Annotated in this window: 12 protein-coding genes; 11 read left to right on the forward strand and 1 reads right to left on the reverse strand. The window is 35.6% G+C overall.

The genetic code is table 11. From position 1 onward, the window contains the following. Positions 1-67 precede the first annotated feature (67 nt). Both LDB17_RS13460 and groL read left to right on the forward strand, forming a co-directional pair. Positions 68-337: a co-chaperone GroES gene (locus LDB17_RS13460; RefSeq protein WP_006842334.1), complete on the forward strand. Its 270-nt coding sequence runs from the start codon at positions 68-70 to the stop codon at positions 335-337. Positions 338-365: 28 nt separating this feature from the next. After that, the gene (groL, locus tag LDB17_RS13465) at positions 366-1,997 is read left to right on the forward strand and encodes a chaperonin GroEL (RefSeq protein WP_135103738.1); all 1,632 of its coding nucleotides are present in this window, start codon (positions 366-368) and stop codon (positions 1,995-1,997) included. Positions 1,998-2,104: 107 nt separating this feature from the next. Here the strand turns inward: groL and LDB17_RS13470 are convergent, their stop codons facing one another. After that, complete coding sequence (locus LDB17_RS13470; protein WP_252637633.1) at positions 2,105-2,626, reverse strand: lipocalin family protein; 522 nt, start codon at positions 2,624-2,626, stop codon at positions 2,105-2,107. A gap of 236 nt (positions 2,627-2,862) precedes the next feature. Between LDB17_RS13470 and LDB17_RS13475 the strand changes: the two genes are divergently transcribed. The 9 genes from LDB17_RS13475 to LDB17_RS13515 all read left to right on the forward strand — a co-directional run. After that, positions 2,863-4,476 (forward strand): RNA-directed DNA polymerase, encoded by a 1,614-nt coding sequence (locus tag LDB17_RS13475; protein WP_252637631.1) that lies wholly within the window; start codon positions 2,863-2,865, stop codon positions 4,474-4,476. Next, on the forward strand, positions 4,458-5,204 hold the full coding sequence (locus LDB17_RS13480; protein ID WP_291105466.1) for a hypothetical protein: 747 nt from the start codon (positions 4,458-4,460) through the stop codon (positions 5,202-5,204). Before LDB17_RS13475 ends, LDB17_RS13480 begins: the two co-directional genes overlap by 19 nt. Positions 5,205-5,481: 277 nt before the next feature. Then, complete coding sequence (locus LDB17_RS13485; protein WP_252637628.1) at positions 5,482-6,675, forward strand: site-specific integrase; 1,194 nt, start codon at positions 5,482-5,484, stop codon at positions 6,673-6,675. 3 nt (positions 6,676-6,678) lie between these two features. Further along, entirely contained in the window at positions 6,679-7,692 is a 1,014-nt protein-coding gene (locus tag LDB17_RS13490) for a hypothetical protein (RefSeq protein WP_252637627.1), read from the forward strand. 184 nt (positions 7,693-7,876) lie between these two features. Next, positions 7,877-8,119, forward strand: coding sequence for an AlpA family transcriptional regulator (locus LDB17_RS13495; RefSeq protein ID WP_252637626.1), 243 nt, complete (start codon positions 7,877-7,879; stop codon positions 8,117-8,119). Further along, positions 8,116-8,400 (forward strand): transcriptional regulator, encoded by a 285-nt coding sequence (locus LDB17_RS13500; protein WP_252637625.1) that lies wholly within the window; start codon positions 8,116-8,118, stop codon positions 8,398-8,400. Before LDB17_RS13495 ends, LDB17_RS13500 begins: the two co-directional genes overlap by 4 nt. Continuing rightward, positions 8,397-9,839, forward strand: a complete 1,443-nt coding sequence (locus LDB17_RS13505; RefSeq protein ID WP_252637624.1) for a phage/plasmid primase, P4 family — start codon at positions 8,397-8,399, stop codon at positions 9,837-9,839. The genes LDB17_RS13500 and LDB17_RS13505 overlap by 4 nt, the downstream gene beginning before the upstream one ends. A 119-nt stretch (positions 9,840-9,958) precedes the next feature. Further along, the gene (locus LDB17_RS13510) at positions 9,959-11,023 is read left to right on the forward strand and encodes a DUF6371 domain-containing protein (RefSeq protein ID WP_252637623.1); all 1,065 of its coding nucleotides are present in this window, start codon (positions 9,959-9,961) and stop codon (positions 11,021-11,023) included. Positions 11,024-11,028: 5 nt separating this feature from the next. Beyond that, positions 11,029-11,710, forward strand: a 682-nt coding sequence (locus tag LDB17_RS13515) for a hypothetical protein (protein WP_393925079.1), incomplete at its 3' end; no start/stop codon positions are given.

The raw sequence follows: 11,710 nt of genomic DNA on the forward strand, positions 1-11,710 counted from the left end.
ATTTCGCTAATATCTAAACAGAATACATAAAATAAATTAATATATAACTATTAAAAATTTAAGAATCATGAGTATTAAACCATTAGCAGACAGAGTGCTTGTTAAGCCGGCTGCAGCCGAAGAAAAAAGCGTGGGAGGTATCATTATTCCGGATACAGCTAAAGAAAAACCTCTAAAAGGTGAAGTTATTGCAGTAGGCAACGGAACAAAAGACGAAGATATGATCGTAAAACCAAAAGATCAGGTTCTTTATGGCAAATATGCCGGAACAGAAGTAGAACTTGACGGCGAAGTTTTCCTTATTATGCGTCAATCTGATATTCTTGCAATTATTTAATACTAACAGTTTTAATTAACATAACATTATGGCTAAAGAGATTAAGTTTAACATAGATGCTCGCGACGAGCTAAAAAAAGGTGTTGATGCATTAGCTAATGCAGTAAAAGTAACCCTTGGACCAAAAGGTCGCAACGTAATCATCGAAAAGAAATTTGGTGCACCTCACATCACAAAAGACGGTGTAACAGTAGCAAAAGAAATAGAACTGGAAGAAGCATTCCAGAATATGGGAGCTCAACTTGTAAAAGAAGTGGCTTCTAAAACAAACGACGATGCGGGTGATGGTACCACTACTGCCACAGTATTGGCACAATCGATCGTTAGCGTTGGTCTTAAGAACGTTACAGCTGGAGCAAATCCAATGGATTTGAAACGTGGTATCGATAAAGCTGTAGCAAAAGTAGTAGAAAATATCAAGTCTCAGGCTGTAGCTGTAGGTGATGACCTACAGAAGATAGAGCACGTAGCTAAGATATCTGCTAACGGCGACGAAACTATAGGTAAGCTGATCGCTGAAGCTATGGGTAAAGTAAAGAAAGAAGGGGTTATCACTGTTGAAGAAGCAAAAGGTACAGAAACTTATGTGGATGTAGTAGAAGGTATGCAATTTGACAGAGGTTATATCTCTCCATACTTTGTAACTGATACAGAGAAAATGGAAGCTGACCTTGAAAACCCATATATCTTGATTCACGACAAGAAGATTTCAGTATTGAAAGACATTCTTCCTATTCTTGAATCTGCTCTTAAATCAGGTCGCTCATTGCTAATCATTGCAGAAGATATAGACTCAGAAGCATTGACTACACTAGTAGTTAACCGTCTTCGTGCAGGCTTGAAGATTGCTGCTGTTAAAGCTCCCGGATTTGGTGATCGTCGTAAAGAAATGCTTGAAGACATCGCTATCCTTACAGGCGGTATCGTAATCTCAGAAGAGAGAGGTATCAAACTTGAAGCTGCTACTATCGACATGCTTGGTACTGCTGACAAGGTAACTATCAATAAAGATAATACGACTATCGTAAACGGTGCAGGTGAGAAAGATGCTATTGCTGCTCGTGTATCTCAGATCAGAGCTCAAATGGAAAAAACAACATCAGACTACGATAAAGAAAAACTACAGGAACGTCTTGCTAAATTGGCAGGTGGTGTAGCTGTTCTTTATGTAGGAGCTCCGTCAGAGGTAGAGATGAAAGAAAAGAAAGACCGTGTTGACGATGCTCTTTCTGCAACTCGTGCAGCTATCGAGGAAGGTACAGTTCCCGGAGGTGGTGTAGCTTACATCCGTGCTATTAGCACTCTAGAAGACCTAAAAGGTGAAAACGAAGACGAAACTACCGGTATCGAAATCGTTAAGCGTGCTATCGAAGAACCTCTTCGTCAGATTGTAGCCAATAGCGGTAAAGAAGGTGCTGTTGTAGTACAGAAAGTACGTGAAGGAAAAGCTGATTTCGGTTACAACGCTCGTGCAGATGTTTACGAGAATCTGAATGCAGCCGGAGTTATCGACCCTGCTAAAGTAGTTCGTGTAGCTCTTGAAAACGCAGCTTCTATTGCAGGTATGTTCTTAACTACAGAATGTATCATCGCTGACAAGAAAGAAGAAAACCCTGCTCCAATGCCTCCAATGGGTGGCGGAATGGGCGGAATGATGTAATCAATCATTCGATTGCCTCAGCCTACAAAGGTTGACAGGACTTATAAAAGAAAGAACCGATGGATCTTGATCCATCGGTTCTTTCTTTTATATACTGTATCCTATACTCAATCGTGATTTACCCAAACCAGCTTATCAATATCAAAGTCTAGCTTTTTAGCCAAATCAAGATAGTTATTTTTCACATCATCGGGAATCGTTTTAGTTCGTGAAAGAATCCACATATATTTCTTGTTTTTGCCCACAACAAGCGCATATTTATAATCCTTATCCAAAGCAATTATATTATACGAACCATAAAACGGACGGAAGAAAGAAACCTTAAGCCTGCCTTCATCTTTGGGACCGACAAATTTAGCTATTCCTTTTGCCGATTTCCAAGTATCCTTGATGTAATCATGCCCTTGATTTAGCACCCCTACTGTTTGGTTTTCATTCAACGTATATTCAGCAGTAGTGTTATCTAAATTTCGTTCAAACCGAAAATCGAACCGGGCTATTTCATACCACCGTCCCATATACTTTTCAACTTCAAAATTTTTGACTGCTGTTGCGTTTTTAGGAATACCTGTACACGATGCAAATAAACTAATCATAATGATTGCAATAAACGGATATTTGAGATTCATAATTCATACTTATAACATATCTATAAAAACAACAGATATACAATAATTGTTTTTGAAAGAGAAATGTTAATCCGTAGTATATTTAGGCAATACAAGTTAATATTATACTTTTATATGGGATGCTCCGCTTTTATGTCATTGATAAAGATATAAATAATTCTTCTTGAATTGGTTTGATTGTATTATAAATACTTTTAACTTTAGCTTATAGTTTGTATTACTTAAAGATCATAGTAATGAATATAGAATCAATTCAATTAGCAGTAGATAATATTGCAAAATATGGTGATACTGACATCTTCCCATATCCCATTGAAAAGTTAATATTTTTTGATAAAAGAGATGAAATTATAGGCTTGTTACAAGAATTGGATAAAAATTTTGTCAATGAGATTGTGAATAATCCTCCTGTAAATATTAGCGCTTTAGCTCCAATTGGATATACAGGCTTTAGATGGGCTACACAAATTGATCCATTTTGGAATGCTTATTTCCTTTCAGCAGTAATTGAAATGGGAGAAGCAATTGAGAAGGTGAGAATTAAGAAAGAAGAAGGGGTTGTATATTCTTATAGATTTTGTGTAAATCAAGAGAAGAGAATGCTTTTTGATACAGACTATAACTGGTTGAGATTTCAGCGAGACTCATTGGATTTTCTTAAGAATAATTCTGATTACGAGTATGTCGTTATTTGTGATATTGCGGATTTTTATAACAGAATATATCATCATCCATTAGAAAATGCACTGGATAGACTTGATGCAGGCAATGATTTACCAAAGAAAATTAAAAATATTATTCAAAAGTTCTCTAACACTAAATCTTACGGGTTGCCGATAGGAGGAGAAGCAGCGAGGTTACTAGCTGAACTAACTTTGAATAATTCTGATAAACTATTATTTAGTCACGGCTTTAAATTTAAAAGATTTGTAGATGATATTCATATTTTTTGTAGGACAATGCAAGAGGCTCATTCTGCTCTTAATTATTTAGCAGGTAAATTAATGAAAAATGAAGGGCTCACTCTACAAAAACATAAGACACAGATACAAACGCGAATTGAATTTGAGAAATTAGTATCCTCTCGAATTAATGCAGAAAGTGATGATTTTAAAGAAAAGGAAAGAGCTAAATTCATGTCACTTCCAATTAATTATGATCCATACTCGGATAATGCTGATGAAGATTACCAAAAGATAAAAGAACAACTAGACGAGTTTGACATTGTAGGGCTATTAAACGATGAATTGAAGAAGGTTCGAATACATCAACAATTTGGTAAACGATTAATCAAAACTTTTGACATTTTGGATTCTAATATCATTTCTAGAGCTTTTGATTCTATAATAAATAGATTTGATATATTGTATCCGATTTTTCCTGAGATAATGAAATCAGCTTACAAACATAATGATAAATTGGAAGCTGAAACAAGAGAGAACTTGCATAAAGTTTTACGGCAACTAATTTTAGATGATTCTTATATAATACAATCTGAAATTAATATGACATATTTATTAAGAGTTCTTGGCTCTGTTTCGAGTGCTGAGAATGAAGACGTGATAAACAAAGTCTATGGGAAGTTTTCGGAAAGCCTTCTTATAAAAAGTATAGTTATTCAGATAATGATAAGATGGAAGGCTTATTATTGGCTAGCAGACAAAAAAGATGCCTTTTCAACAATGAATAAATGGGAACGTCGTATGTTTATTATTGCAGCTCATTTTTTAGGAGATGAAGGTGACCATTGGTTACGATTTAATAAACGAACATTTTCTACAAGTGAAAGTATTATTAGTGAGTGGGCTAAAGAAAAATCAAAAATATCAACTTGGATTATGCCATTATGATTTCAGAAAAAACATTTATCAAATATTATTCTAGTTTCTGGAATCAATTACTACCAGGAATAGATCATTATGTACGAATGATTAACTCTGGATTAAAAGAGAGACATTATACGCCTATAACCTATGAAGGAGAAGATATCCCATCACGTAGAGCTTTAATAAATGGTATTTCTTTTAAACTATTCTATCATTTTTATGAGCAGAAAACAAATCCAAGAGATATGAAATCTCTTGTTGATAAAAATATAGATTTAATTAAAGAGTTGCAGTTTTCGGAAGCGGAAAGAATGGAGATACTTGATAATTCTGATAATTTCAAAGATGAATTGACAAATACAGAATTAGATATTGTTATTAAATTGGCACATCGATTATTATCGTTTTCAAATGGAAAGCAAGATTTTGAAATTTATCCTAAATTTCAAGGTTGTGGCTTGCTTTTTGAATGTACTGGCGATATTCGTTTGGGAAAAACCCTTGTTGAAATTAAAGCAGGAAATGGTAATATTACAAAATATGATTTGTATCAATTGCTCATTTATGGAGCATTGAACTCAGTCAGTAATGAACCTTACGATATCCAACGGTTCTATTTATTTAATATTCGAACAGGGGTAGAGTGGAATGAGGAAATAGAAACTGTATGTGAAATTATTGCAGGAGAATCATCTGCAGAAATTTATTCAGAAATTATTAATTATATAACAAATAATTATACATCTATATAATTTACTCCTCAAACTATCCCTCTTAAAAAATAAAAACCCCTAATAATCAAAAGATTAATAGGGGTTTTCCGTACTCGGAGCGGGTACGACACCCCGAAAACAAAGGAAAATAAAAGAATTTATAAGCTATATTAATCAGATACTTACAATATTTTAAACTAAATATATTTTCTTATTTTTGCCTTTATTCTGCAAAATAGTACACCTTTAGTACACCCTAAAGAAAAAATAGTCGTAAATTTGCTACAAAGAGAAAACAAAAGAAATATCTTTGAATATGGCAAAGCTGACTACAAAGACAAAGGAGAATCCAAAGCTACAAGAGAAGTTGTTAGCTGATGGGCGCAAGAGCTTATATCTCGAATATTATTTAGGCCGTCAACAATGGACTGATGAAGAAACAGGCAAAGTAAAAATAAAACATGACCGAAAAAAGGAATCTTTAAATTTGTATCTCATCGCCAAACCCCGAACCCCGATAGAAAAACAAAGCAACGATGAAACTTTAGAGCTTGCCAAGAAGATCAGATTTGAGAGAGAGCAGCAGATGAAAGAGGATAGAGACGGATATCGCCTAAAGAGCAATAAAAAGATTAATATATTCGACTTCATGCAATCATACTATGACAACTATACCAAAGGTGATAAACGTATGATAAAGGCAGCTATCAAACGGTTCAAAGATTTTATTGCTATCGAATACCCCATCTACAAAAACAGTATCGCACCGGAGCAACTAAATAAAGACATGATGTTGAAATTTGTAGAATACCTACAAAGCATCAGCAAGGGCGAAGGAGCGTTAACGCATTACAAACGTTTTAAAAAGATTATCAAATACGGTGTAGACCACGACACAATACGAAAGAACCCCTGCAACGGTGTAGTATGTAAAGGTGATGAGAACGCACTTGTAAAAGATGTATTGAGCCTTGAAGAAATGGAACAACTGCAAAATGCTAAATACGATCAGCAAAACCCGAATGTAAGGCGAGCATTTATATTCTGTCTTTATACTGGTATTCGGTTCTGTGATGTCAAAGATTTGATGTACAATGATGTTGATTACTCGAATAGACTGCTTACGTTCAATCAGAAGAAAACACAAGGCCATAGTTCTAAAAGCTGGGTAACAATACCTCTGAATGACGGTTTACTCTCACTTATCGGAAATCAGCCAACTAATGAAAAAGGAGAAAAGATAAACACCCTCATATTTAACTTACCTAGCCAATCGATGTGCTTACGATCGTTGAGGTATTGGGTGAAGCTGGCAGGGATAGATAAACATATTACTTGGCATTGTGCAAGACATTCATTCGCGGTTAATATTCTCAACAATGGAGCGAATATAAAGACCGTTGCAAGTCTCTTAGGGCATAGCGGACTACAACATACAGAAAAGTATACTCGTGCGGTGGATAGCTTAAAGCAGGCAGCAATAGATAGTTTACCTCAAATAAAGATATAGAGAATGGAAAAAAAATATCTAAATGAATTTGTTAGGTTATTTGAAGGGTTATCTTATGTAGATGACCTAATTGAGGATAATAATGTTGAATGGTTGATAAAGCAAGGAACAGACATTATCGAAAAATGCAATGATGAACTTTACAAATTAACAACAATTCCAAGAAGTAGCAGTTTGCTCTATGATACGATTCAGGAAATAGAGGATAATTTCTATAAATATCCTAACGATAAGACAACTACATTAAAGAAAATATTCCGGATATTCTCCGACATAGGCGTTTACTTAAATATAAGTGCTGATAAAGAATATATTACTTACTATAATAAGCCTTGCTTAAAAATAGGGAAAACAAAACATTTCAAGCTTCCTATTTATCATATTACTTTAGAGCGATATTGTCGCTGGAGAGAACCGTATTTAGAATACGAAGATGCAACTTTGGCAGAACGGTATTTAATAACTTGCTTTGGAATCTACAATAGCTTCTGGGTTCAGTTAGATAAATTGTGCCTCGACTTAGACCCTTATATTGATATAATGGATATTCAAAAGACATTAAAACTGAACATTTATAATAGGTGTAATGTGAATTTATTGAGTGAAGGCTATACACCTCCCTCTAAAGAAGAAACACACCCTAAACAACTCGACACGTCTCTGCCCGATGGTAATGTATCAATAAAGAAAAGTGAAGTAATTGATATTAATTTTATTATAGCTTACCCAATTATAAAGCAGGATGAATATCTGATTAAGAATTATCTTGACGAAATAAAGAATAATGTAGGTTTATCAGATATAATGCACAGGGGAAATGTCTGTTTATCCCTTTTTAAAAAATTCCAAAAAGAACAAATCTTAATTAAAGATAAACAGAACATAGCGTTCTCTAAGTTTGCTAGGATATTGTGCCAATATTGGGATGTGAATCCTCCAGGTGATCTACGACCGAATAAGTATAGACTATTGAATGCAGAATACTCCATTCTTGAAAGACCGTTAAAAAGCAAATAATTTCATCCCCTAAAAATCCCCTAACGAATCCCCTTCTAATAGGGGATTTTTTTAACTATCAAATAGTTACATAACTGAGGCTATCCCCTTTTTTCTTATAGTCTATATTCTTCACAATTTTGCTCTTGCTAGCGAATTAACAGAGGTATGTACAACCTCATAATTAATTTAAAAGACAAGAATAATGAATAAAAGGATATTGACACTTGATGAGGTAAGCAGTTATACCGGGATGAGCAAAAGTTATCTCTATAAGCTAACAGCAACACAAAAAATTCCGCATTACAAGCCTATCGGGAAGCTGATTTATTTTGAGAAAGACGAGTTAGATGCGTGGTTATTACAAAACCGTGTAAGCACATCAGATGAGTTAGAGAATAAGGCTCAAGCCTATTGTATGAGTAATAAGAAAGGAGGCAATCGATGAAACTGAATACCCCCTTACATAACAACAACAAAGGTAACGTATCTCCCACACAAAAGCAAGTAGTATTCAGATATTTATCTAAAAATATTGCTACTGCAACAATGGTAAGTCAAGCGACAGGAATAGCACAAAAGAATATTTGCCGGCATAAGCGCGCTTTGGAAAAGGCAGGTTTATTATGTCAGGTAGAAAGAAAGATGTGTAAATGTACTGGCTTCCTTGCATGGTATTTATCGACAAGTCCCGAATTACTAAACAATGGAAAAGAGGTAGGACAATGACAGGAACAGTTGACAGCTTGCGAAGCCATATCGCCGATTTGGCACTATCCGCAAACGAGCAACGCAAAGAAATGAATAAGGGTAAATCTTATCAAAATGTGCTGATTGACTTGCTGAACCAAATTAAAAGGGTTGATTTCAGAGACAAAGCTGGATTAGATATAGACGAAAAAATACCCCGAAAATTATACGTTGTTATTTCTATTGATAGCATACTGGAAATAGCCATAACTAATAATTGGGGATTGTGTACTAAAGACGGCTTTATCTACGTGTTCAACTCTAAATATTGGCAGGTAGTAAGTGCTGAGGATTTTAAACCATTTCTTGCAAAGGCTGCTATGAAAATGGGTGTACCAGAGTTAGAAGCTAAATACCATCAATTTAAAGATGAGTTATACAAACAATTCCTTTCAGCATCGAACTTACCGACACCCGAAGTAAAATACAATGTATTAATCAATCTCCTAAATGGCACATTCGAGATTAGCAACGAAAAGCAAGAATTGAGAGAACCCGAAAGAGAGGACTTCTTGAAATATCAACTGCCCTTTGAATATGATGCTACTGCAAAATGCCCTCTTTTTGATAAATACTTAAATCGTGTATTAAAAGATGAGGATTGTAAAAAGGTGTTAGCGGAATATCTTGGTTATATTTTCGTAAATAATCTAAAATTAGAAAAAGCATTAATTCTTTATGGTAGCGGAGCGAATGGGAAGAGTGTATTCTTTGAGATAGTTAATGCCATATTGGGCGATGAGAATATTTGTTCCTACTCATTACAGAACCTCACTAAATATGATAGCTACCAAAGAGCAGAACTATCAAATAAGCTACTCAACTATGCCAGTGAGATAAACGGAAAGCTCGAAGCATCTATTTTCAAGCAATTAGTATCGGGCGAACCGGTAGAAGCAAGGCAGATATACGGAAAGCCTTTTGTTATGCGTGTCTATGGGAAACTGATGTTTAACTGCAACGAACTACCCAAAGAAGTAGAACAAACGAACGCATTTTTTAGACGCTTTATTATTATCCCATTTTCGGAAACCATCCCTGAACAAGAACAAGATCCGGAACTAGCAAAGAAGATTATCAATTCTGAACTAAGCGGCGTATTCAATTGGATATTAGCCGGATTAAGAAGAATACTAAGACAAAAGAAATTTACTCAATCTACACTAGTCAAAGATCAGGTTAATGCTTACAGGAAAGAATCGGATAGCGTAGCTATGTTCATTGATGAGGAAAACTATACACCGACTAGCGGAGAGCCAAATATTCTATTGAAAACGATGTACGGCGAGTATAAAACCTATTCTATTGAAAACGGATATAAAGCTTGCAGTATAAGAAGTGTATCAGAAAGAATAAAAATGCTAGGTTTTACAACCGAGAAAACGAGAAACGGAATAATAGTTTATGCTAAAAAATAAAGTTTGTTTTCATCATCACGTGCGTCACGTGCATCACACTTCTTCAAAAATCTGTGACGGTTGTGACGATGGTGACGCAAGAAAAAGAAAATATTTTTTCACTCTAAAGATATTCAACCATGAATGAAAGACCTGAATTAGAGAAAGGTAGCAGGAAATACATTTGCCCTTCATGCGATAAAAAGACTTTCGTTTATTATAGGATGCCAAACGGAGAGCTTATAAATGAATCGGTAGGACGATGCGACCGTGAAGATAGTTGCGGTTATCACTATACCCCAAAAGAATGGTTTACCGATCATCCAACCGAAAGAGATTCGAACCCTCAGATAAAGAGAGATCAGAACTATAGACCAATCAAAGCGGTAACGATTGAACCAATGGGGACTATTCCGATGAGGTATATTCTTGATAGTGCGAAAACCCGAAACAGCAACTTTGTGTACTTCCTTTTCTATTTATTCGATTGGGAAACCATAAAGAGAACGATTGATCCCTATTTTATAGGATGTACCAAAGATAAGGCGGTTATATTTCCTCAAATAGACGAACAAGGAAAATGCAGAACGGCAAAGATACAGAAGTACGATCCCGAAATAGGCAAACGAATAAAAGATGAACCGGGGGCGGTCAATTGGGTACACGCCATCTTGAAAAAGAAAGGCGAACTATCCGAGAATTACAACCTACAAATGTGCTTGTTTGGTTTACACCTCATCCGGTCGGAAAACAACAAAGGGAAAACGATCTGTATTTGTGAATCGGAGAAAAGTGCAATAATCGCAGCAGGGGCAATGCCTGAGTTTCTTTGGATGGCTTCGGGTGCATTGGGTTGGTTGAACCTTGACAAACTAAGACCTCTGAAAGGGTGGAATGTCTTACTATTTCCCGATACATCAAAAACCGGAGTGGCATTTGATAAATGGATGCAAATAGCAAAAGAAGCTCAAAGTATCGGTATCAATGTGAATGTATCTACACTACTTGAAGATAATTGCACCGATGAAGAAAAAGAGCGAGGTTATGACATAGGCGACTACTTGATAGATAGATTGCGAGTGCCAACAAAAGAAACACCTAAAAAGCAACTCGCAGAAGCTGAAAAGCAATTAATAGAAATGCAGCACCAAAACCCTGTATTGACAGAATTAATAAACGTATTCGAATTACAACTAATCAAATAAAAAAAATGGAACAAATAACAATTACAGACAAACGATTCGCTTCATCCGATGCCGAGTTCGATCATTATCTTGTAAAAATTAACGGTACAGATGTAAGGGCACATCAGAAGAAAGACGGTAATGGCTTTGGTCTTTCAATGAAAGATCTATGTAAAGCTCTCGGGTATGAAACGATAGAAGACCTAAAGCAGTCGGAAGAATGGGAACAGCTAAACCAACAACTTGGTACGGCAAATCTTAGCAATTTAAGAGCCCTCTCATCGGAAACGCAAGAACCGACACAGATGAGCATATCAACAGGTTATTCAGCTCCGGCATTTTGGGCGGGTGGTACATTCGACCAAGCCATAAACCTTGCAGAGAATCCATACAGAGAGGATGATGTCGTTAACTTCCTTGTGACACACTCGGGTTTTCTTGTAGCTAATCAGGCTTTAATACGAGGTAAAATAGAATCCAACAAGGATGGAAATAGAATAATCATTGACCCGGACACACGAAGTATTAAGCTCTTGAATAATGAAGGAACTGTTATTGGGTATTGGTCCTTCTCTTACGATTACTGCAAAATAAACATGACCGGGAATGGATCTAATCTTGATATAACACCAGCCTACATGATTATGAGGAATAATACAGGCAAGGTAGATATAAGCCCCGGAATGATTGAAGTATCAACATTTGAAA

The sequence above is a fragment of the Dysgonomonas sp. Shenzhen-Wh21 genome, assembly GCF_043392705.1.
Taxonomy (GTDB): domain Bacteria; phylum Bacteroidota; class Bacteroidia; order Bacteroidales; family Dysgonomonadaceae; genus Dysgonomonas.

Coding starts and splice junctions, on each gene's coding strand:
- LDB17_RS13505 (WP_252637624.1), top strand. CDS start 8,397: ATGACAGGAACAGTTGACAGCTTGCGAAGCCATATCGCCGATTTGGCA.
- LDB17_RS13470 (WP_252637633.1), bottom strand. CDS start 2,626: ATGAATCTCAAATATCCGTTTATTGCAATCATTATGATTAGTTTATTT.
- LDB17_RS13500 (WP_252637625.1), top strand. CDS start 8,116: ATGAAACTGAATACCCCCTTACATAACAACAACAAAGGTAACGTATCT.
- LDB17_RS13510 (WP_252637623.1), top strand. CDS start 9,959: ATGAATGAAAGACCTGAATTAGAGAAAGGTAGCAGGAAATACATTTGC.
- LDB17_RS13490 (WP_252637627.1), top strand. CDS start 6,679: ATGGAAAAAAAATATCTAAATGAATTTGTTAGGTTATTTGAAGGGTTA.
- groL (WP_135103738.1), top strand. CDS start 366: ATGGCTAAAGAGATTAAGTTTAACATAGATGCTCGCGACGAGCTAAAA.
- LDB17_RS13460 (WP_006842334.1), top strand. CDS start 68: ATGAGTATTAAACCATTAGCAGACAGAGTGCTTGTTAAGCCGGCTGCA.
- LDB17_RS13485 (WP_252637628.1), top strand. CDS start 5,482: ATGGCAAAGCTGACTACAAAGACAAAGGAGAATCCAAAGCTACAAGAG.
- LDB17_RS13495 (WP_252637626.1), top strand. CDS start 7,877: ATGAATAAAAGGATATTGACACTTGATGAGGTAAGCAGTTATACCGGG.
- LDB17_RS13475 (WP_252637631.1), top strand. CDS start 2,863: ATGAATATAGAATCAATTCAATTAGCAGTAGATAATATTGCAAAATAT.